Origin of the sequence: Microbacterium oryzae (genome assembly GCF_009735645.1) — a bacterium.
GTDB classification, from domain to species: Bacteria; Actinomycetota; Actinomycetes; order Actinomycetales; family Microbacteriaceae; genus Microbacterium; species Microbacterium oryzae.
Genome location: NZ_CP032550.1, coordinates 405723 through 427226 on the forward strand (window position 1 = coordinate 405723; position 21504 = coordinate 427226).

23 protein-coding genes are annotated in these 21504 nt (G+C 73.2%); 21 read left to right on the forward strand and 2 right to left on the reverse strand.

What is annotated here, in order from left to right; all coding sequences use genetic code 11:
• The first annotated feature begins 11 nt into the window (after positions 1-11).
• From D7D94_RS01790 to D7D94_RS01875, 18 genes are all read left to right on the forward strand, one after another.
• Positions 12-221 (forward strand): flagellar FlbD family protein, encoded by a 210-nt coding sequence (locus D7D94_RS01790; protein ID WP_156240954.1) that lies wholly within the window; start codon positions 12-14, stop codon positions 219-221.
• A 1-nt stretch (position 222) separates the two neighbouring features.
• Positions 223-1017, forward strand: coding sequence for a motility protein A (locus D7D94_RS01795; protein WP_156240955.1), 795 nt, complete (start codon positions 223-225; stop codon positions 1015-1017).
• Positions 1014-1826, forward strand: coding sequence for an OmpA/MotB family protein (locus D7D94_RS01800; RefSeq protein ID WP_246171838.1), 813 nt, complete (start codon positions 1014-1016; stop codon positions 1824-1826). The genes D7D94_RS01795 and D7D94_RS01800 overlap by 4 nt, the downstream gene beginning before the upstream one ends.
• 33 nt (positions 1827-1859) lie before the next feature.
• The gene (locus D7D94_RS01805; protein WP_156240956.1) at positions 1860-2756 is read left to right on the forward strand and encodes a flagellar motor switch protein FliM; all 897 of its coding nucleotides are present in this window, start codon (positions 1860-1862) and stop codon (positions 2754-2756) included.
• Positions 2753-3412, forward strand: coding sequence for a FliM/FliN family flagellar motor switch protein (locus D7D94_RS01810; protein ID WP_156240957.1), 660 nt, complete (start codon positions 2753-2755; stop codon positions 3410-3412). Before D7D94_RS01805 ends, D7D94_RS01810 begins: the two co-directional genes overlap by 4 nt.
• Positions 3412-3873: a flagellar biosynthetic protein FliO gene (locus D7D94_RS01815; protein ID WP_246171839.1), complete on the forward strand. Its 462-nt coding sequence runs from the start codon at positions 3412-3414 to the stop codon at positions 3871-3873. The genes D7D94_RS01810 and D7D94_RS01815 overlap by 1 nt, the downstream gene beginning before the upstream one ends.
• A gap of 141 nt (positions 3874-4014) precedes the next feature.
• Entirely contained in the window at positions 4015-4851 is an 837-nt protein-coding gene (gene fliP / locus D7D94_RS01820; RefSeq protein WP_425486987.1) for a flagellar type III secretion system pore protein FliP, read from the forward strand.
• On the forward strand, positions 4848-5123 hold the full coding sequence (gene fliQ / locus D7D94_RS01825) for a flagellar biosynthesis protein FliQ (RefSeq protein WP_156240958.1): 276 nt from the start codon (positions 4848-4850) through the stop codon (positions 5121-5123). The genes fliP and fliQ overlap by 4 nt, the downstream gene beginning before the upstream one ends.
• Complete coding sequence (locus tag D7D94_RS01830; protein ID WP_156243263.1) at positions 5123-5884, forward strand: flagellar biosynthetic protein FliR; 762 nt, start codon at positions 5123-5125, stop codon at positions 5882-5884. The genes fliQ and D7D94_RS01830 overlap by 1 nt, the downstream gene beginning before the upstream one ends.
• Positions 5881-6999 carry an EscU/YscU/HrcU family type III secretion system export apparatus switch protein gene (locus tag D7D94_RS01835; protein WP_156240959.1) on the forward strand — a complete coding sequence of 373 codons (1119 nt, stop codon included), beginning with the start codon at positions 5881-5883 and terminating at the stop codon, positions 6997-6999. Before D7D94_RS01830 ends, D7D94_RS01835 begins: the two co-directional genes overlap by 4 nt.
• Positions 6999-9065, forward strand: a complete 2067-nt coding sequence (locus D7D94_RS01840) for a flagellar biosynthesis protein FlhA (RefSeq protein WP_156240960.1) — start codon at positions 6999-7001, stop codon at positions 9063-9065. Before D7D94_RS01835 ends, D7D94_RS01840 begins: the two co-directional genes overlap by 1 nt.
• Before the next feature lie 135 nt (positions 9066-9200).
• Positions 9201-9683, forward strand: coding sequence for a flagellar export chaperone FlgN (gene flgN / locus D7D94_RS01845; protein ID WP_156240961.1), 483 nt, complete (start codon positions 9201-9203; stop codon positions 9681-9683).
• 7 nt (positions 9684-9690) lie between these two features.
• Positions 9691-11097, forward strand: a complete 1407-nt coding sequence (gene flgK, locus D7D94_RS01850) for a flagellar hook-associated protein FlgK (protein WP_156240962.1) — start codon at positions 9691-9693, stop codon at positions 11095-11097.
• Between the two features lie 13 nt (positions 11098-11110).
• A complete protein-coding gene (flgL, locus tag D7D94_RS01855; RefSeq protein WP_156240963.1) occupies positions 11111-11998 on the forward strand; it encodes a flagellar hook-associated protein FlgL in 888 nt (295 codons plus the stop codon).
• Positions 11995-12402, forward strand: coding sequence for a flagellar assembly protein FliW (gene fliW, locus D7D94_RS01860; protein WP_156240964.1), 408 nt, complete (start codon positions 11995-11997; stop codon positions 12400-12402). Before flgL ends, fliW begins: the two co-directional genes overlap by 4 nt.
• A gap of 190 nt (positions 12403-12592) precedes the next feature.
• Positions 12593-13324 (forward strand): sigma-70 family RNA polymerase sigma factor, encoded by a 732-nt coding sequence (locus D7D94_RS01865; protein ID WP_173024220.1) that lies wholly within the window; start codon positions 12593-12595, stop codon positions 13322-13324.
• A 201-nt stretch (positions 13325-13525) separates the two neighbouring features.
• Complete coding sequence (locus D7D94_RS01870; RefSeq protein ID WP_246171840.1) at positions 13526-14077, forward strand: DUF6328 family protein; 552 nt, start codon at positions 13526-13528, stop codon at positions 14075-14077.
• A 10-nt stretch (positions 14078-14087) separates the two neighbouring features.
• Positions 14088-14894, forward strand: coding sequence for a carbon-nitrogen hydrolase family protein (locus D7D94_RS01875; RefSeq protein ID WP_156240966.1), 807 nt, complete (start codon positions 14088-14090; stop codon positions 14892-14894).
• A 16-nt stretch (positions 14895-14910) separates the two neighbouring features.
• Here D7D94_RS01875 and D7D94_RS01880 read toward each other — a convergent pair whose 3' ends face one another.
• Positions 14911-16113 (reverse strand): aminotransferase class I/II-fold pyridoxal phosphate-dependent enzyme, encoded by a 1203-nt coding sequence (locus D7D94_RS01880; RefSeq protein ID WP_156240967.1) that lies wholly within the window; start codon positions 16111-16113, stop codon positions 14911-14913.
• A 107-nt stretch (positions 16114-16220) separates the two neighbouring features.
• On the opposite strand from D7D94_RS01880, the gene D7D94_RS01885 reads away from it, so the two are divergent.
• The 3 genes from D7D94_RS01885 to D7D94_RS01895 are packed head-to-tail and all read left to right on the forward strand — an operon-like array spanning position 16221 to position 20350.
• Positions 16221-17609 carry a trypsin-like peptidase domain-containing protein gene (locus tag D7D94_RS01885; protein ID WP_156240968.1) on the forward strand — a complete coding sequence of 463 codons (1389 nt, stop codon included), beginning with the start codon at positions 16221-16223 and terminating at the stop codon, positions 17607-17609.
• Between the two features lie 57 nt (positions 17610-17666).
• Entirely contained in the window at positions 17667-18923 is a 1257-nt protein-coding gene (locus tag D7D94_RS01890; protein ID WP_156240969.1) for a CDP-glycerol glycerophosphotransferase family protein, read from the forward strand.
• Positions 18920-20350, forward strand: coding sequence for a CDP-glycerol glycerophosphotransferase family protein (locus D7D94_RS01895; protein ID WP_156240970.1), 1431 nt, complete (start codon positions 18920-18922; stop codon positions 20348-20350). Before D7D94_RS01890 ends, D7D94_RS01895 begins: the two co-directional genes overlap by 4 nt.
• 9 nt (positions 20351-20359) lie before the next feature.
• Here the strand turns inward: D7D94_RS01895 and D7D94_RS01900 are convergent, their stop codons facing one another.
• On the reverse strand, positions 20360-21469 hold the full coding sequence (locus D7D94_RS01900) for a glycosyltransferase family 2 protein (protein ID WP_156240971.1): 1110 nt from the start codon (positions 21467-21469) through the stop codon (positions 20360-20362).
• Positions 21470-21504 lie beyond the last annotated feature (35 nt).

A 21504-nucleotide genomic window follows, 5' to 3' on the forward strand; every position in this document is an offset into this window, starting at 1 on the left:
CCGGAGGTCCGATGATCGTCGTCACGCGACTCGACCGCACCCGGTTCGCCGTCAACCCCGATCTCATCGAGCGGGCGCACGCGTCGCCGGACACCACGCTGCACATGGTCGACGGTCACGTCTTTGTCGTGCAGGAGACCCTCGACGAGCTCGTCGACCTGATCGTGGCCTACCGCGCCCGCGTGCTGGCCGCGGCATCGGTCGCGACCGCGGAGGGCTGAGATGGATCCCGCATTCATCATCGGCGTGCTGGCCGCGTTCGGCGCGCTGTTCGCGATGATCACGATGGAGGGCGCGCACCTCAGCGCGCTCCTGCTGCCCGCACCCATGATCCTCGTGCTCGGCTCGACGATCGGCGTGGGCATCGCGAGCCACACGATGCGCGACACCATCCTCGCCGTGACCTCGCTCGGGCGGATGGTCCGGGGCGCGAAGGCGCCGGCCGCTGCGGTCATCCCGGTGCTCGTCGGGTACGCCGAGAAGGCGCGCGGCGAGGGGCTGCTGGCGCTGGAGCAGGAGCTCGAGGGCGCGCCGGACGCGTTCACGCGGCAGGCGCTGCAGTCGCTCGCGGACGGCACGGATGCGGAGGACCTGCGCCTGGTCATGGAGGACGAGTCCGCGGCGACGGCGGCCCGCAACCATGTCGCGTCGCGGTTCTTCTCCTCCCTGGGCGGCTATGCGCCGACCATCGGCATCGTGGGCACCGTGGTGTCGCTCACGCACGTGCTCGAGAACCTCGACGAGCCCGACCACCTCGGCCCGATGATCGCCTCGGCGTTCGTGGCCACACTCTGGGGCCTGCTCTCGGCGAACTTCATCTGGAACCCGATCGCCGGTCGCCTGAGCCGGGTCGGTGCGGTGGAAATCGAGCGCATGACGCTCGTGACCGAGGGCATGCTCGCCATCCAGTCCGGCAGCGCCCCGCACCTGTTGAGGGAGCGCCTGGAGGCCATGGTGAGCGTGAAGCCGAAGCGCGGCGCGGGCAAGGCCGAGAAGCGCGCGGAGGACGCCACGTGAGCACAGCCCGGCGAGGCGGCAGACGGAGGCCGGCCGAGACCGGGCACGACGAGCCCGACGAGCGCTGGGCGGTCTCCTACGCGGACATGGTGACCGTGCTGATGTGCCTGTTCATCGTGCTGTTCGCCATGTCGAGCGTCGACAAGGGCAAGTACGAGCAGCTCGCGAACAGTCTGAGCGCCGGCTTCGGCCAGGAGGTGACCGAGGGCGGAGCCGACACCGTGGAGGGCATCGTGATCCCGCCCGACGCCGTCATGGACGAGGACCCCGAGGACCTCGCGGCCATGGCCGCGGCCGAGTACGAATCTCTCGAGGAGCTCCGCGAGCGCATGCGCGCATCCCTTGCGGCGGAGGGGCTCGAGGACACGGTGGAGTTCGTCATCGACGACCGCGGCCTGAAGGTCGGGCTGGTCGGCGCGGAGACGTTCTTCGCGGACAACAGCACCGACCTGTCGGCGAAGGCCGACGCGGTGCTCGACGCGATCGGCGGGGTGCTGGCCGACGTCGACAACCAGGTGAGCGTCGAGGGTCACGCCGACCATCGGAGCCCGGCCGCGCCGTTCCCCACCAACTGGGAGCTCTCTGGAGGACGCGCCACGCAGGTCGCGCGCTTCCTCGTCGAGCACGAGCGGATCGGCGGGCCGCGGGTGAAGGCGACGGGCTTCTCCGACACCCGGCCGATCGCCGAGGGCGACGGCGCCGACGAGCTCGCCCGCAACCGGCGCGTCGACATCGTCGTCGAGTCCGATGAGAAGGACGAGGTGCGGGCGCTGATCCCCGCCATCGCCGAAGCGACGCAGGGGCGCTGACGCCGCGTGCCCACCACATCCGAGGAGACCACGATGACCCCAGCCATCCCGGTGGACGATTCCGCTGCGCGGTACGAGCCCTACGACTTCAGCCGGCCGGCGCAGCTCGGGCGCGAGCACACCCGCCAGCTCGAGGCGGCCTTCGAGGCGTTCGCGCGGCTGTGGTCGGCGCAGCTCACGGCGAAGATCCGGATGCGCGCGCACCTCAGCCTGGAAGGCGTCGAGCTCGTCGCCTACGACGAGTACGCCGACAGCCTGCCCGCCACGACCGCGATGGTGGCGGCGTCGTTCGCCGATCGCGACGAGACCTGCATCGTGCAGTTCGACCTCGACAGCGCGCTGCTGTGGGTCGTGCAGATGATGGGCGGCAGGGGCACGACGCTTCCCGAGGCGCGCACGTTCACCCCGATCGAGATGGCACTCGTCCGCCACCTCATGGCCGAGACCTTCGAGAACCTCGGCGCGAGCCTCGGGCCCCTCCTGCCGGGGGAGCCGGTGCTGGGCGGCGTGCACTACAACCCCCAGTACCTCCAGGTCATCTCCTCCAGCGCGGCCGTGGTCGTCGCCCGCTACGCGATGCGCCTGGGCGACATCCAGACGACGGCGACGGTCATGCTCCCGGCCTCCGCGGTCATCGACGGACTCGCGCAGACGGGCGCGGACGCCGCCACCGCCCATCCCGCCGGGCTCGCTCTCGCGCAGCTGAGGAGCACGCCCATGGAGGTCGCCCTCCGCCTCGCGCCGATCACCATCGGCGCGGGGGAAGTGCTCGACCTGGCGCCGGGCGACCTGCTGCGGCTGCCGCACCCGGAGACCACGCCCTTCGAGCTCGTGGCCGGCTCGACGCCGATCGCCCGGGCCGTGCCCGGCGCGCGCGGCTCGCGCCTCGCCTGCACGATCACCACCATCCACGAGGAGAAGAACCGATGAGCACCTTCCACGAGACCGCGATCGCCGCCGCCATCGCCGCCAAGCTCCCCTTCGGGTTCCCCGTCATCCCGACGCCGTCCACCGACCCCGGCGCGGCGGGCGACGCGGTGGCTGTCGCCTTCACGGGCACGCCCGGCGCGAGCATCGCCATCCAGGTCGAGAACCCCGACCTCCTCGAGGACGGCTCGGCGACGCGGCCGCTCGCCGATCGGCTGCACCCGGTGTTCGAAGCCGCGGTCGCCGTGCTCGGCGCCGGCACCCTCGGTGAGCCGGCGCCCGTCGCCGCCGCCGACGCCTTCACCGTGCGAGGCACCCAGGTCTTCGACCTGGTGAGCGCGGAGGGCCGGGTGGTCGCGCGCGCGGCGGTGCGTGTCGACGACGAGCGGGTGAGCGCAGGGCGCGCGGCCCCCGGCGGCCTCAGCCGCATCGCGGGCGTGGAGATGGAGCTCGTGGTCGAGATCGGCCGCACGCGGATGCCGGTGCGCGACGTGCTCTCGCTGGAGCCCGGCCGTGTCGTGGAGCTGGACCGCGCCGCGGGGTCGCCGGCCGACATCAAGCTGAACGGGCGGCTCATCGGGCACGGCGTCGTGGTCGTCGCCGACGGCGACTTCGCCGTGCGCGTCGAGCGCATCCTCGAGACCGCCGAGGACGTGTGATGGCCGACCTCCTCGTCGCCCTGCGCGTGATCGTCTCGCTCGCCGCCGTGCTCGGGCTGCTGTGGTGGCTCAGTCGCCGGCTGCAGGATGGCCAGGAGGCGGGCGGTTCGCCGCTCGCGGGACTCCTGCCGAAGCGGCTCGCCCGGCTGCAGTCCCTGCTCCCGGCCCGGAGCGCACCGCGCGCCTCGCCGGAGCGGATCACCGTGGTCGCCCGCTCGGGGCTCGGCGGGAAGGCGCAGCTCGTCGTGGCCGAGTTCGGCGGCATCCGCTACGTGCTGGGCGTCACCGAGCACGGCGTCAGCGTCGTCGACACGCAGGAGGCCGTCCCGCAGGAGGCGCTCGAGCCGGAGGAGGCGCCGATGCCGGAGGAGGCTCCGCGGGAGACGCCCGAGCCGGTCGAGCTCCCGCAACAGGCGCCGCCCGCCCCCGCGCTCCGACCCCGGCTGCGCAGGGCCGCCTGACGCACGACCCCACGGAGCCCGCCGGTTACGGTGGACCCCGATCGTCCCGATAGTCGTCTCGGAGCACGGATCGCTCGACGACTTTGGCTACGGATCGGCCACGCCACCCACGTCCGGAGTGCCGCCGTGCCCGCTTCCGCCATCGCCCCCGCGCCCTCGCGCGCGGCCCTGCGCCTCTCGCCGCGCGGATGGGGCGTCGTCGCGGTCGCGCTGGCGCTCGCCGGCGCCGCGGTGCTGCTCGGGTCGGCCGGCGCGCACGCCGCCGTGATCCCGCCCACCCCGCCCGTGACGACGCCGCCGCCGAGCGGCGGCGAGGGCGTCACCATCAACGGCATCAACGGCACCCCGTCCGACAGCGTCGTCACGCTCCTCGGGATCACCGTCCTCAGCGTCGCCCCCGCGCTGCTGCTGATGATGTCGAGCTTCACCAAGATCTTCGTGGTTCTCGCGCTCACCCGCAACGCGCTCTCGCTGCCGTCGATCCCGCCGAATCAGGTCCTCGCGGGGCTCAGCCTGTTCCTGACCCTGTTCATCATGTGGCCGGTGCTGACCGACATCAACGCGGTCGCGGTGGCCCCGTACACCGCCGGCGAGATCGACTTCGGCCGCGCGCTCGAACTCGCGCAGGACCCGCTGCGTGAGTGGCTGCTGAGCTACACGCGCGAGGAGGACATCGCGCTGATGCACCGCGCGGCGCAGATGGACAACCCGGCGGACGCCGCGAGCGTGCCGCTGCAGACCCTGGTGCCCGCCTTCATGCTCAGCGAGCTGCGTGCGGCGTTCCTCATCGGGTTCATCGTGTTCGTCCCCTTCCTCGTGATCGATCTCGTCGTCGCCAGCGCCCTGATGTCGATGGGCATGATGATGCTGCCGCCGGTCATGATCTCGCTGCCGTTCAAGATCCTGCTGTTCCTCCTCGTGGATGGCTGGGGTCTCGTCATCACCAGCCTCGTGCAGTCCTACGGAGGCGGCGGATGAACCCGGAGTCGGTCATCGACATCGGCCAGGCGGCGCTCATCGTCGGTGCGAAGCTCTGCGCTCCGCTGCTGATCACGGCCCTCGTCGTCGGCTTCGCCATCTCGCTGCTGCAGTCGATCACGCAGATCCAGGAGATGACGATCTCCTTCGTGCCGAAGCTGATCGCCGTGGGGATCGCGCTGCTCGTGTGCGGGCACTGGATGATCAGCGAGCTGATCGCGTTCACGCACGAGCTGTTCGCCCGGATCCCGGCGCTGCTGGGCGGCGGATGATGCACATCCCGCTCGACTTCTCGTGGATCGAGGCGACCGCGCTCGCATGCGTCAGGATCACGGCCTTTCTGGTGATCGCGCCGCCGTTCAGTCACGGCTCGATCCCGCTGCGGATCAAGGCGATGCTCGGTGCCGGGCTCGCGCTCGCGGTGTCGCCGGTGGTGACCGCGGGGTACGAGCCGATGAGCACGGGCGGCTTCATGCTGGCGCTGGCGGGCCAGGCGATCACGGGGGCGCTGCTGGGCTTCCTGGTGACCGTGGTCTTCAGCGCGATCCAGGGCGCAGGGCACCTCATCGACACCTTCGGCGGCTTCCAGCTCGCGCAGGCGTTCGATCCCGGGATGGCCGTCAACGGCGCCCAGTTCACCCGGCTGTTCCAGATGACCGCGATCCTCCTGCTGTTCGCCTCCGACGGCTATCAGCTCGTGCTGGCCGGCCTGTTCCGCTCGTTCGACGCGGTGCCGGTCACCGGGATGATCGATCTCGGCCGACCGGCGGCGGCGCTGGTCGACGCGGTCGGCCAGATGATGCTCAGCGCCGTGCAGATCGCGGGGCCCCTGCTGATCGTGCTCTTCCTCGCGGATGCGGGGCTCGGTCTCGTCACCCGCGTGGCGCCGGCGCTCAATGCGTTCGCCATGGGCTTCCCCGTCAAGATCGGCCTGACCCTGGTGCTGGTCGGCTTCGTCTACGCGGCCCTGCCATCCGTCGTCGCCGCCCTCGCCGGCGACGCCGCCGCGCATCTCGTGGGGGTGACGCGATGAGCGACAGCGGCGAGCGCACCGAGAAGGCGACCGACCGCCGCCTCAAGGAGGCACGTCGGAAGGGGCGGATCGGCCGCAGCCAGGACTTCACGGCATGGGTGTGCATCGCGGCGGCCGCCGTCATGATGCCGAGCACGATCGCCCGCGGTTCGCAGCTCGTCACCGAGCTCATGCTCGACGTGACGCGGGCGAGTGCGGCGCCGTCGGACGCGATCGCCGTCGACACGCTGACCTCGGCCCTCACCGCCCTGGTCGGCGTCCTCCTGCCGATGCTGCTGGTGGTGCTCGTCGCGACGGCGGCGACGGCGATCGCGCAGGGCGGGGTGCATCTGCGCGGCGTGACGTTCCGCGCCGAGCATCTCGACCTCGTCGCGGGCGTGAAGCGGGTCTTCGGCGGGCAGGCGCTCTGGGAGGGCGCGAAGGCGCTGCTGAAGACCGCGGCGATCGGCGGGGCCCTGTGGATCGTGGTCTCGGGGCTCGTCCCGCTGCTCATGGCCAGCGGGAGACACCGCATCGACTGGCTCCTCGCGCAGGCCGGAGGCGGCGTCGTGGGGCTGCTGCAGGTCGCCGTCGCCGTCGGCCTCCTGCTGGCGGCGGTCGACGTCGCCGTGGTGCTGCGACGCAACCGCAAGCACACGCGCATGACGAAGAAGGAAGCCAAGGACGAGCACAAGAAGAGCGAGGGCGACCCGCTCGTGCGCTCGCAGCGCCGCTCGCGGCAGATCGCGATGAGCCGCAACCGCATGATCGCGGCGGTCGGAGACAGCGACGTGGTGCTCGTCAACCCGACGCACGTCGCGGTGGCGCTCCGGTACGAGCCGGGCCGCTCCGCGCCGCGCGTGGTCGCCAAGGGCGCCGGGATCGTCGCGCAGAAGATCCGCGAGAAGGCCGAGGAGGCCGGCGTGCCGATGGTGCGCGACATCCCGCTGGCGCGCGCGCTGCACGCGGCGTGCGAGCTCGGGCGGGAGATCCCGGAGGAGCTCTACACCGCCGTCGCGCAGGTGCTCGCGTTCGTGCACCAGCTCAAGAAGCGCGGCTCCGCGCGCGGCATGCACACCATGCCCGCGGGCACCGCGGGCGCAACCGACCATGACTCGAGAAGGCGAGACCGCTGATGGGCCAGCTGCTGTCCAAGGGGACCGTGCCGGTGGGCGTGGTCGGGATCATCCTGCTGCTGATCGTGCCGATTCCCACGTGGCTCCTGGACGTGCTCATCGTCCTCAACATCGCCTTCGCGCTGCTCATCCTGCTCACGTCGATGTTCGTGCGGAAGCCGCTGGACTTCTCGGTCTTCCCGAGCCTGCTGCTCGTGGCCACGCTCTTCCGCCTCGGCCTCAACGTCGCCTCGACGCGTCTCGTACTCAGCGAGGCGCACGCCGGGCAGGTGATCCAGGCCTTCGGGGAGATCACGGTCAGCGGCTCCCTCGTCATCGGCGCGGTGATCTTTCTGATCCTCACGGTGATCCAGTTCGTCGTCGTCACGAAGGGCGCGGAGCGCGTCGCGGAGGTCGGCGCCCGGTTCACCCTCGATGCGATGCCCGGCAAGCAGATGGCCATCGACGCCGACCTCAACGCCGGCCTCATCACCGACACCGAGGCGCGTGAGCGCCGCGCCGCGGTCGCGGCGGAGGCGGACTTCTACGGCGCGATGGACGGCGCGTCGAAGTTCGTCAAGGGCGACGCGATCGCCGGCGTCGTCATCATCGTCATCAACTTCGTCGGCGGCATCGTCATCGGGATGCTCCAGCACGGCATGGAGGTAGCGGACGCGCTGGAGACGTACAGCCTCCTGACGATCGGCGACGGCCTCGTCACTCAGATCGCGGCGCTGCTGATGGCGGTGTCGACGGGCATGATCGTCACCCGCGAGAACGCCGAGTCGGAGATGGGGCAGGCCGCGGGCCGTCAGCTCCTGCAGTCCCGCACGGCCCTCATCATCACCGGATGCGCGGCGATCGCCATGGGGCTGATCCCGGGCATGCCGCTGCCGGCGTTCCTCGCGATCGGCGCCGCGCTCCTGGTCGCGGCCTCGCGCGTGAAGGTCGGCCAGGCGAAGGCCGACGCGGCCGTCGAGGAGGAGGCCCGCGCCCGGCAAACGGCGGAATCCGCGAGCGAGGGACCGGAGGAGCTGATGGACCGCATGCGCGTGCACGCGGTGGAGATCTCCCTCGCGCCCGACATCGTGGATCTCGCCTCCGGCGGCCCCGGCGACCTGATCTCGCGCGTGAAGGCGCTGCGGCGGAAGATCGCCGTCGAGCTCGGCTTCCTCCTGCCCCCGGTGCGGACGAGGGACAGCATCGAGCTACCCGCCCAGACCTACGCCATCCTCATCGCCGGGGTGGAGGCGGGGCGTGGCACGGTTCCACGCGGTCATGTGCTCGCGATCGGGACGGGCCTCGAGCTGCTGCCGGGGACGGCGGTCGTGGATCCCGTCTTCGGCCTCGAGGGCAAGTGGGTGCCCGCGGAGATGTCGCACGCCGCCGACCTCGCGGGGGCGACCGTGATCGACCGCGCGAGCGTGATCATCACCCACCTGTCCGACATCGTCCACGCGCAGGCGCACCGGCTGCTCTCGCTCGAGGACGTGCGCCAGCTCACGGAGCACCTCAAGCAGACGAGTCCGGCGTCCGTCGACGAGCTGACGCCGGCTCTCCTCTCGCTCGCGGGGATCCAGCGCGTGCTGGCGGGTCTGCTCGCCGAGCGGGTGCCCATCAACGACCTCGCCCGCATCTACGAGGCCCTCGCGCTGCGCGCGAGGATCTCAACCGAGACGCCGGGGCTGATCGAGGCCGCGCGCACGGCGCTCGGGCCCGCGATCGCCGCGCGGTTCGCGCAGTCGGGCCGCCTGCGCGTCGTGATGATCGATCCGCTGCTCGAGCAGCAGATGCTCGAGAGCATGCGGGTCGTCGAGGGGCAGCCGCAGATCGTGCTCACCCCCGACGCGACGATGCACGTGCTCGATGCGGTCCGGAGGACGGCCGCGGAGCTCGACGAGGCCGGCACGGAGCCCGTGCTCGTGTGCGCACCGTCGCTGCGGCAGGGCGTGCGGCGGATGATCGCCGCGCAGGTCGAGAGCCTGCCCGTGCTCTCCTACGACGAGGCCGCCAGCGCGGGATACCCGACCGATGTCGTCGGGGTGATCCGCCTCGATCAGCCGGCGATCGCGCCCGGCCGCGGGTGACTTCGCGCCGTCGCGATCCCGCGAACCGCCGACACAGCGGATTCATGGGTTACAACCCGGGCGCGATGTGGCGATAGTTGGTCATGTGGCGGTCGCCTCCGCCACGAGACCTGCGACCAGATGAGGTGACATTCCATGGCCGCGCATGATCTGAGCCTGCAACTGTGGCGGGAGCGGGAGCTCCTCGAGCTCATGCTCTTCAAGCTGGAGACGCTGCAGATGTTCCTGGCCACTGGTCGCACCCGCTGGGTCGGGCACGCCGCCAACGAGATCGAGCGCGTCTCCGGAGCCATGTCAGACGGCGCGCTCGCGCGCGACACGCTCGTCGTCTCCGTCGCGGAGACCTGGGGCGCGCCCGAGGCGACGACCCTGCGCGAGCTCATCGAGGCGGCGCCCACGCCGGCCTGGCGGGAGGTCCTCGAGGGGCACCTGCAGGCGATGACGGAGCTGGTGGCGGAGATCGGGGAGCTGAAGAAGGTGAACGAGCAGCGGCTGCGCGAGGCGCTGCGTGTCACGCAGGAGGCGGTGGCGGGCCTCGGCATCGCCACGGGTGCCTACGACACATCCGGCGACGTCGTCCGAGACGGCGGCGCGCGTTTCCTCGACACCGAAGCGTGAGGTGAGCATGTCGACATTCGAAGGACTCCAGCGCGCCGCCAGCGGCCTCGCCGCAGCACGCGCGGGCATGAACGTGACCGGTCAGAACATCGCGAACGAGCGCACCCCCGGCTACACGCGCCAGCGTCTCGAGCAGGCCGCGACGCCGCCCGCCGGTCAGACAGGACGATGGGCCGCCGACGTCGCGATCGGGGGCGGGACGACGGTGACCGGCGTCGCGCGGCTGGGCGACGGCCTGCTCGACGCGCGCGTGCGGGACGCCCTCTCGGCCTCCGGCTTCTGGGGTGCCAGGGCCGCGGCGGCCGGCCGGGCGGAGGCCGCGATGGGCGAGCCGACGGAGACGGGCCTCGCCGCCGGTCTCGACCGCTTCTGGGCGGCCTGGTCGGACCTCGCCAACACCCCGGGCGGGGCGGCGGCCGAGGTGGTCCTCACCGGAGCGCACACCCTCGCCGATCAGATCTCCGCGGGGTATCGGACGGTCGCCCGCCAGTGGTCGGACCTGCGTGCGCAGGTGGACGGCGACCTGGCGGACGTGAACGCGACGGCGAGCCGGCTGGCCGCCCTCAACGGCCAGATCCGATCCGCGCTGCAGTCGGGTCGCGGCGCCAACGAGCTCATCGACCAGCGGGACATCCTCGCCCAGCAGCTGTCGACGGCCGTGGGCGCCACCGCGACCCTCGCGGCGGACGGGACGCTCACCGTCCGCGTCGACGGCAACGCGCTGGTCTCCGGTGACCGCAGCCGCGAGCTCGTCGCGAGCGGCCCCCGCGATGTCGCGGACGGCGGAGCCGTGACCGTGGCCTGGGCCGACCGGCCCGACGTCGCCGTCGCCCTCACGGGCGGAGAGATCGGCGGCGCCCTCAGCGTGCTCGCTCCGGCCGGGAACGGCGGAGCGCTCGCTCGCGTGGCCGCCGCATACGACGACACCGCGCGGGCGCTGGCCTCCTCGGTCAACGAGCTGCACCGGTCGGGTCGGACCACGGCGGGGGAGGCGGGCGGCGACTTCTTCGCGCTCGAGCCCGGCCGCCCCGCGGCCCTCGCACTGCGCGTCGTGCCGACCGGCCTCGACGATCTCGCCCTGGCTGCGCCGGGTGCGGGTGCGCTCGACACCACGATCGCCGACCGGATCGGCTCGCTCGGCGCGGCGGAGTCCGGACCGAGCAGCACGTGGGCGACCTTCGTCACCGGCTTCGGCGTCGCCGTCGCCGGAGACGTGCAGCGCGCCGACGTGGCGGACACCGGCGCCGTCGCCGCCGTCTCGGCACAGCAGGCGAACGCGTCGGTGGACGCCGACGAGGAGACGATCAACCTCCTCACCTACCAGACGGCGTACCAGGCGGCCGCGCGCGTGCTCACCGCCGTCGACGAGGCCCTCGACGTCCTCATCAACCGCACCGGCCTCGTGGGCCGCTGACCCGGAGGCGATCATGATCGGACGCATCACCAGCAGCTCGCTCAGCCAGCAGACGCTGCGCAATCTGCAGGCGAACCTCCTCGAGCGGGATCGCCTGCAGAACCAGGCCACCTCCCAGCGTGCCTTCCGCGCGCCCAGCGACGACCCGGCCGCGGCTGCGGCCGCCCTCGGCGTGCACGGGGAGCAGGCGCGGGTGGCGCAGTACGCGCGCAACATCGGCGACGGGATGGCCTGGGTCACCACCGCGGACACCGCGCTGTCCGCGAGCATCGACCTGCTCAACCGCGCGCGCGACCTCACCGTGCGGGGGGCGAACTCGGGCGCGCTGAGCGACAGCGCGCGCGAGGCCATCGCGGTCGAGCTGGAGAGCATCGGCGAGGAGCTCGTCGGGCAGGCGAACACCCGCGTGCTCGGGCGCAGCGTCTTCGCGGGCACGAGCGACGCCGGTCGCGCCTTCGACCCGGAGACGCACGCGTTCACCGGGACGGGCGCCGACGGCGTGACCCGTCGCATCGGCGACGGGGTGACCGTGCGCGTGGACGCCGATGGCGCGCAGGTGTTCGGAGAGGGCGCGGACAGCGTCTTCGCCCTGCTCTCGGGCATCGCCGCGGACCTCCGCGGCGGCGCGGACATCGGCGCGCGACTGAACGACATCGACGCGCGCCTGGACGCCATGATCACCGCGCAGGCGGCGGTGGGCAGCAGCCAGGCGCAGATCGAACGCGCGGCCGCGCAGAACCTGTCGGTCGCCACGGATCTCGAGGCGCGACGGTCTCACGTCGAGGACGTCGACAGCCTCGAGGTGCTCGTGAAGCTGCAGTCGGCCGAGCTCGTCTACCAGTCCGCCCTGCAGGTCACCGCGAAGAGCCTGCAGACCAACCTCCTGGAGTTCCTGCGATGACCACGACGGCCCTCGGCACATCCGCCCTCGACGTCGCGTTCACGTCGCCGCCGCCGGGGCTGCAGCCGCACACCGCCTTCCGCCTCGAGCCCATCGCCGGCGCCGACGGCCTCTACGCGCTGCGCGCCGTCGACGCCGACCTCCGCCTCTTCCTCCTCGACGCCCTCGGGGGCGCGTACGGGTTCGAGGTCGAGCCGCCACCCGGCGCGCTCGCCGAGATCGAGGCGGAGGACCTCGCGGAGGTCCGGCTGCTGGTCGTCGCGAACCCGGCCGAGGAGGGCGTCTACGTCAACCTGCGCGCGCCGATCGTGATCCACCGCAGCACCGGCCGGGCAGTGCAGACCATCCTCGACGACTCGACGCGGCCCATCCGCCTGCTGCTGGGGGCGCCCGGCCGCTCGTAGCCCGCCCCGGTCGGCGGTGCACCGGTCACGCGACGCGCCAGAGGACCCGCCCATGACAATCGGGCCGCGTTGCCACTACGGTGAGCTATGGGGGAAGTGCCGCCCGTGTCAAGGGGGTTGACGCGGGAGTCGATCGGCGACGTCTCCTTCTTTCCGGCAGAAGAAGAGCGAAAGGCCTCACATGTCCTGTGTGCGCGATCGGCTGATCGTCGATCAGCTTCCGCTCGTCGGATATCTCGTCGCGCAGCACCGCATCGGCGCATCCCGGCACGAGGGGCTCGCCGCCGCGGCGGTGCGCTCTCTGGTCGACGCGGCTGACGCCTTCGACGCGTCCGCGGGCGTCCCCTTCCTCCCGCAGGCGCGGCGCCTCATCCTCGCCGCCATCTCCGACGAGCTGCGCGCCGCCGAACAGGGCCCGGGCGGGACGCCCCGTCGTCCGCGCGAGGCCGAGGCCGTGCGCGATGCCCTCGCCGCCGCGCTCGGGCGCACCCCGGCCGTCGACGAGATCGCGACGACGATGGGCGTGGGCGCCGCCGCCGTCGCCGCCGCGCTGGGCAGTCCGCTGCGCACCATCGGCGACCTCGACGACCCGGCGACGTGCCGCGCGTCGTTCGCGCTGGCCGTCCCCGAGGGCGACGCCGGCGGAGCCGAGCGGATCGCGGTGACCCGGGAGGCGATCTCGGCGCTGCCGCCCCACCTGCTCCGGGTTATCCGGGCGCTGTACTTCGAGCATCGGCCCATCGCGGACCTCGCCGAGGAGCTCCGCGCCACGCCGTCGGAGATCTCGCGCCGGCGCGCCGAGGCGCTGCGTCTGCTGCGCGACGCGCACCGCGACCGCGGCGCGCGCGATGCGCAGCCCGTGCCGCCGGCCGCGCCTCGGGAAGCCGCCCTCCCGTCGTCCCGCCCGGTGGCGACCCCGTAGGAGCTGCGCGGCCGCCGAGGACATCCCGGGGCCGAAGCGGAGCTCGCGCGAGCCGGGCGCTATGCTCGGCATTCTCGAAGCTCGCCCGGCGCTCGAGACCCGATCGGCGCACGGCACGGTCGAGCGCGGAAGGAGGGCGCATGTGCGCGACAGCCCCCGTCGAACGGCCCCGGACGGAGCTCCCCGCATGAGCGCGGCGGCATGAGCGACGACGACCCCGCGGCCGCACTCCGCCCCGGCGAGAGCCGTGCCGAGCGCTTCGACCGCAACTGGAACGAGGTGCTGCAGGAGCTGCGCGTGCTGCAGACCGGCTCCCAGATCATCACCGGATTCCTCCTCGCGCTGGCCTTCCAGCCGGCGTTCGCCGACCTCGGTCCCGGGCAGCGGATCTTCTACCTGGTGCTCGTGGTGATCGCCGCGGTCAGTGCGGTGCTGGCCCTCGCACCCGTCGCACTCCACCGCGTGATGTTCCGCGCGGGGAGGAAGGGCCTCACCGTGCGGTTCGGGCACGTCTGCCTCGTCTCCGCGCTCGCGGTGATCTCGGCGCTCCTGGTGGGCGTGGTCGGCTTCATCTTCGACGTGGTCGTGAGCGATGGCGCCGCGTGGACCGTCGGCTCGGTGCTGGCCGTCGTGCTGCTGGTGCTGTGGGTCGTGCTGCCCGTGCTCATGCGCCGGCGCTCGCGCGCCGACAGCGAGCGGCCGGACAGCGAGCGGGCGGATGGCGGAGGTGCGCCCTCGAGGACGGCGACCTAGGCTGGCGGGCATGTCGCAGCATGCCGTGGGCCTCGCCGTCGCGCAGTTCTCGCCGGGCGCCGACCCGCGGGCGAACCGGGAGGAGATCGCCGCGCTCACCCGGCGCGCCGCAGCGCGCGGGGCGCAGGTGGTCGTCTTCCCCGAGTACGCCAGCTGCTTCGTGCACCCGTTCGACGACTCGGTGCGCGAGAACGCCGAGACCCTGGACGGTCCGTTCGTCGCGCATCTCGTCGCGCTCGCGGCCGAGCACGGCGTGACCGTCGTCGCCGGCCTCCTCGAGCGCGCGGAGGACGCCCGGCGCGTGCGGAACACCGTCGTCGCCGTCGACGCCGGGGGAGTGCGCGCGACGTACCGGAAGGCGCACCTCTACGACGCGTTCGGCCAGCGCGAGTCGGACTGGGTGGAGCCCGGCGAGCTCGCTCCGCCGCAGACGTTCGCCGTCGGCGGCCTCGTCTTCGGCCTCATGACGTGCTACGACCTGCGCTTCCCGGAGTCGGCGCGCGTGCTGGCCGACGCCGGCGTCGACGTCGCGCTCGTGCCGTCGCAGTGGGTGCGCGGACCGCTCAAGGAGCACCACTGGCGCACGCTCCTCGGCGCGCGCGCGATCGAGAACACCCTGTACGTCGCGGCCGCCGATCACACGCCCCCGCTCGCGGTCGGGAACTCGCTCGTCGTCGATCCGCAGGGCGTCGCGATCGCCGCGGTCGGAACGACCACGGACGTCGCCGTCGCGTTCCTCGACCGCACCGCGGTGGAGAACGTGCGGCGGGTCAACCCCGCGCTCGCGCTGCGGCGCTACCGCGTGGCGCCTCGCTGACCTGCGTCGCGCCGCGTCAGGCGCGGAGCGCGGCGAGGCGACGCGCGGCCTCCTCGAGCACCGGGAGCCGCTTGCACGCGGCGAAGCGCACGAGCGTCGCGTACTCGCCGCGGCGCTCCGCCGTCGCGAACGCCGTGAGCGGAATGCCTGCCACTCCCGCGCGGCCGGGGAGCGATCGGCAGAAGTCCGCGGCGTCGTGCACCCCCAGCGGAGCGGCATCGGCGACGGTGAAGTAGCCGCCCTGCGGGGTGGACACCGCGAACCCGGCCTCGCGCAGCCCCTGCCCCAGCAGCTCGCTCTTGCGGCGCATGTCGGCGGCGATGCCGTGGAAGAACGCGTCCGGCAGGCGCAGCGCGGTCGCGATGGCAGGCTGGAACGGCGCTCCGTTGACGTAGGTGAGGTACTGCTTGACGGCGAGGACGGCCGTGATGAGGTCCGCCGGGCCGGAGACCCAGCCGATCTTCCAGCCTGTCGTGCGGAACGTCTTGCCCGCGGAGGAGATCGTGAGGGTCCGCTCCGCGGCGCCCGGCAGCGTGGCGATCGGCGTGTGCGGCCCCTCGTGCACGAGGTGCTCGTACACCTCGTCGGTGACGATCACCGCGTCATGCCGATGCGCGAGCCGGACGATCTCCAGGAGGGTCTCCCGGGTGAAGACCGTGCCGGTGGGGTTGTGCGGGTCGTTGACGAGGATGATCCGGGTGCGGTCGGTGACAGCGGCCGCGAGCTCGTCGAGATCCGGCTGGAAGTCCGGCCATCGCAGCGGCACGGTGCGCAGGGTCGCGCCGGACAGGGCGACGCAGGCCGCGTAGGAGTCGTAGTGCGGCTCGAAGACGACGACCTCGTCGCCCGGTCCGTCGACGAGGGCGAGCAGCGTCGCCGCCAGCGCCTCCGTCGCGCCCGCCGTCACCAGCACCTCCCGGTCGGGATCGAGCTCCAGCCCGTAGAACCGGCGCTGGTGCTCGGCGATGGCGGCGAGGAGGTCGGGGATCCCGCGCCCCGGCGGGTACTGGTTCCATCCATCGGCGATCGCGGCGCGAGCGGCCTCGAGGACCTCCGCCGGGCCATCCTCGTCGGGGAAGCCCTGCCCGAGGTTCACCGCGCCCGTCGCGGCCGCGAGGGCCGACATCTCCGCGAAGATGGTCGGCGCGGGAGATCCATCGGCGCCGAGCAGCCCCGCGCCGGCGGCGGTCCGCTTCCAGGCACCCGAGACGTGTCGCATCGGCTCAGGCTACCGTCGGAGGAAGTCACGTCCGCGGCATACGCGCATCATAGGAAGCGCACAGACTGCAGGATCACTCTGATGGGGACGTGGAAGAAGGAGCACCCATGGACGAGCAGCGTTCCGACGACACCCCCCTCAACATCCCGCCGCGGCCGGCGCCGCCGGCCGGCTACGGCGCACCGCACGGCTACCCCGGCCCCGGTGCCGCGCACGGAGCGCCCTACGGCGCGACCGCGCCCACCCAGCCGCTGCCGCGCGACGAGCAGCAGCACGCGGCATGGGCTCCGGCCCCCGAGAAGCACCGTCCGAAGGGCGGCGGACGCGTCGCGGCCGCGGTCCTCATCGCGGCCCTGGTCGGCGGCGGCGCCGGCTTCGGCGGCGGCTGGGCCTGGAACTCGTTCGCGGACGATGGCGGCACGGTGGCCACCGCGAGCGGCGGCTCCTCGAACATCACCGTCAACAACCCCGGCTCGGTGAACGAGGCCACCGCCGTGGCCACCGAGGTGCTGCCGAGCGTGGTCACCATCGAGGTCGCCGGCGGCTCCTCCTCCGGGAGCGGATCGGGCGTCATCCTCAGCGAGGACGGCTACGTGCTGACCAACACCCACGTGGTGACGCTGGGCGGCACCGCGGGCGACGCCGCCGTCCGGGTGACCACGAGCGACGGCCGCCTGTACGACGCGACCGTGGTGGGCACCGACCCCACGTACGACCTCGCCGTCATCAAGCTCGAGGACGCCTCCGGCCTCACCCCCATGGAGGTCGCGGACTCCTCGAAGCTGAACGTGGGCGCCACCACCGTCGCGGTGGGCGCGCCCCTGGGCCTCGCCAACACGGTGACCACCGGCATCGTCAGCGCGCTCAACCGCAGCATCGAGATCGCCTCCTCCGCGGCGCCCGAGGGCGACAGCGCGGAGGGCGAGGGCGAGGGCTCGAGCCCCTGGTACTTCGACATCCCCGGCCAGGAGGACCAGCAGTCCCAGGCGACCGAGTCGATCGCGATCTCGGTCATCCAGACCGACGCCGCCATCAACCCGGGCAACTCGGGCGGCGCGCTCGTCGACAGCGAGGGCAAGCTCATCGGCATCAACGTCGCCATCGCGACGGCCGACCAGAGCTCGGGCGAGTCCGGCTCGATCGGCGTGGGCTTCGCCATCCCGTCGAACGTCGCCAAGCGCGTCGCCGATGAGATCATCGAGAACGGCTCGGCGACGCACGGGCTGCTCGGCGCGAGCGTTCAGCCGTCGAGCGGCGTGCGCGGCGCGACGGTGACCGGCGCCTACATCGCCGAGGTCGTCGACGGCGGGGGGGCCGCGGAGGCGGGCCTCGAGGTCGGCGACATCGTCACCGAGTTCAACGGCGCGAAGATCAACGACGCGGTCGACCTCACCGCGCAGGTGCGCGCGGCCGCCGCGGGCAGCGAGGCGAGCGTCGTCTACCTGCGCGACGGCGAGGAGCAGACCGCCACCGTCACGCTCGGCACGCTCGAGTAGGCGCGCCGCCCGCACCCGCGGACCGGAAGGACGCCGCCCCACCAGTACGCTCGTGGGGTGGCGTCCTTCTCGTTCGGTGCGGGCAACGCGGCCAAGCTCGCGAGACTGCCGCTGTACGGCCTGGGGCGTCTCGCCACCCTCGTCATCCCGCGCACCGACCGCTGGGCCTTCGGCTGCGGCGCGGGTGTCGGCGACGGGCCGCTCGCGCTGTGGCGCGTGGCGGCGGCGGATGGCCGGAGGGCGGTCTGGCTGTCGACCTCCGATGCGGAGGCGGCCGAGGCCGCATCGCTCGGGATCCCGACGGTCCCGCGACTCTCCTGGCGCGGCTTCTGGGCCACCGCGCGCGCCCGGGTTCTCGTGGTGGCCTACGGCACCGGCGACGTGAACCCGTACGCGGTGTCCGGCGGGTACCTCGTGCAGCTGTGGCACGGCATCCCGCTCAAGCGCATCGGACTGGACTCCGCCGAGACGCTGCGCTTCCCGCTGCTGCCCGACGCCCGCCCGGTGCGGATGGCGCTGGCGGCGGCTTATCGCCGCACGCAGCGGCGCATCCGCCTCCTGCCCGCCGCGTCGCACCTGGTGCGCGGCCGCCTGGAGACGGCCTTCGCGCTGCCCGACGACCGCATCGTCGTCACGGGGGAGCCGCGTGTCGACGTGCTGAGCGCGGGCACCGCGGACGAGCGCCGCGAGCGGGCGCGGGCGCTGCTCGGTGCGGCCCTCGGCGACCTGCCGGCCTCGGCGGGGCTCGTCCTCTACGCGCCGACCTGGCGCGACGGCGCCGCAGACCCCGCGGTGCCCACCCCGGAGGAGTGGCGCGAGATCGTCGACGCGCTCGTCGCGGCCGACCTCGTGCTGCTCGTGCGCTCGCACCGACTGGGCGCCGGCGCGTACGAGCCGCCGTTCTCCACCGACCGCGTCCGCGACCTCGGCGCCGACCGGCTGCGCGACATCACCGCGGCGCTCCCCGGCCTCGACGCACTGGTCACCGATTACTCCTCGCTGGCCTACGACGCGGGGCTCGTGCCGCTGCCGGTGCTGTACCTCGCACCCGACCTGGGGGAGTACCGCGACCGCCGGGGCTTCTACGGCACGTACGCCGAGGTCGCGGGCGCCGACCCCGCGGCAACGTGGGCCGAGCTGCTCGTGCAGCTGCGCGCGCTCGCCGCCGACGACGGCGAGCGAGCCGCGCGCACGGCGAGGTCGGCGGCGCTGAGCCGCCGGGTGCACGCCTTCCGAGACGGCGGCAACGCGCGCCGCGTGTACGACGCGATCCTCGCCCGCAGCGGGCGAGGGCGGACGAGAGGACATCGATGACGATCGCCCGGTTCGAGCAGGACGGTCCGGCGCTCGTCGTCGACGGCACGGGAGCGCTGCCCGCCTCCGCGTCGCTCAGCGGCTCGCGCGTGCGCGTCGCGGGCAGCGTCGAGCAGCGCGACGGCGGATGGTCGGCACGGCTTCCGCTCGTGGCCTCGCGCTGGCGCGGGCCAGAGCGGGCACTGCCCACCGGCCGCTACCGCGTCGCGGTCGACGGCGTCGACATCGACGTCTCCGTGCCCGTCACCCAGCTCGGCGTCCTCCGCGCGCAGGTCGACGGCGACACCGTGCTCGTCGGGCCCCCCGTCGACCCGGTCTACGACTCCGCGGAGGCGCAGGGGTCGCTCGAGCGCCGGTACCTCTCGCACACGACGCCGCTCGAGGACGCGGTGTTCTTCGAGAGCTTCTACGGGCGCGCGGCGAGCTGCAACCCTCTCGCGATCGACCGCGAGATCGCGAGGCGCGCCCCCGGCATCACCCGCTACTGGAGCGTCGTCGACCTCTCCGTCGCCGTGCCCGACGGCGCCGTCGCGGTCGTCGACGGCAGCCCGGAGTGGTGGCGCGCGCGAGGCTCGTCGCGTCTCCTCGTCGTGAACGACTGGCTCCGCCGGCCGTTCGCGCGCCGGAAGGGCCAGCGCGTGCTGCAGACCTGGCACGGGACGCCCCTCAAGCGCCTCGCGCTGCATCGCCGCGGCTTCGCCCCGCGTCGGTGGGGCGCCGTCGTCAAGGAGTCGCGGCGCTGGGATGTGCTGCTCGCGCAGAATCCCTACGCCGCCCGCATCCTCGGTCGCGCCTACGCGTTCCTGCGGAGGCCGGTGTGGATCGAGGGGTACCCGCGCAACGACTCCCTCGTCACGGGCGATCCCGCCGCCGTGCGCGACCGCCTGGGCATCGGCGCGGCCGAGCGCGTGCTCCTGTACGCGCCCACCTGGCGTGACGACCGCGACGAGATCGTGGCGTTCGTCGACCCCGCGCGCCTGGCCGCCGAGGCCGACGCCGTCGTCCTCGTCCGCGGACACTCCCGCACGCTCATTCCGGGACGCGACGTCGCCGGCCCGCGCGTGATCGACGTGACCGCGTACCCCGACACCTCCGAGCTCCTCCTGGCCGCCGACGCCCTCATCACCGACTACTCGTCGGTCATGTTCGATTTCAGCGTCACGGGCAAGCCGATGTACTTCCTCGTGCCCGATCTCGCCCACTACCGGGGCGAGCTGCGCGGGTTCTACTTCGACCTCGCCGAGCGGGCGCCGGGGCCGCTCGTCCCCGACATGGACGCGCTGCTCGCGGCGCTCGCAGCCGACCCCGCCGACTACGCCGACCGGTATGCGGCGTGGCGGCGCACCTTCAACGCGCGAGAGGACGGACGGGCAGCCGAGCGGGTCGTCGCGCGGCTCATCGACCGGGGGATGCTCCCCGTCGCCTGAGCGGGCGGCTCAGGGGAGCGGGGTGTTGCGGCCGGAGAGCCGCGAGGTGTCCACCGTGTCGTGCGCGCCGCGCACGGCGCCGGTGAGGAAGCCGGTTCCCCAGGAGATGTGCATCGTCGGCAGCACGGCCAGCAGCCATCCCCGCTCGCGCCATCCGAAGCGCCCGCCGCCGCGCGCTCCGAGCGCGACGAGTGCGACCAGCGCGACGTAGGCGGCCAGCGGCACGTACACCGCCGATGCCGCGCTCGCCACGGCGATCGCGCCGACGGCCTGCAGCGCGCCGACGACGAGGCCGAGGGCCAGGAGCAGCACGAGCACGGGCGGGGCGAAGTACTTCAGCGAGTTGCGTCGGCCGTAGCGGCGGAACAGCTCACCGCGCCAGCGGCCGGTGGCGAAGAACTGCTGGGCGAGCCGCGTCCACCGCTCGCGCGGCCAGTAGGTGACCGAGAGCGTCGGGTCGAACCACACGCGGTAGCCGGCGGAGCGGATGCGGAGGTTCAGCTCCCAGTCCTCGCCGCGCCGCACGCTCTCGTCGAACAGGCCGACCTCCTCGAGCACCGTGCGCCGCAGCACGCCCAGGTACGCCGACTCCGCCTCGCCCTCGCGCGAGCCGCCGTGGTAGGCGCCGCCGCCGAGCCCGACGGGGGAGTTGTACGCCCAGGCCGTCGCGCGCTGGAACGGCGAGCGGCCATCCGCCCGCATGACGCCGCCGACGTTGCCCGCCCGCGTGCGTGCGAGCGTGTCGAGCGCGCGCGCCGCGTATCCCGGGGAGAGCTCCGAGTGCGCGTCCACGCGGATGATGGTGGGGTGCGAGCTCGCGCGGATGGCCGCGTTCAGTCCCACGGGGATGTCGGCCGCCGGGTTGTCGACGAGGAGGATGCGCTCGTCCTCGGCCGCGAGCCGCCGCGCGAGCTCGGTGGTGCCGTCGGTGGAGGGGCCGAGCGCGAGGATCAGCTCTACGGGGCCCGGCACCTCCTGGGCGAGGGTGGACGCCACGGCGCGGCGGAGGTAGTCCGCCTCGTTCAGCACCGGCATCACGAACGACACCCCGGCGTCGGCGGCGACCGGCGGGGCGTCCCTGCCGGGTGCGCCAGGGCCCGACGGGGGATCGTTACGCATTCGACGATCATCCCACGGCGGCCTCTGCGAACGCC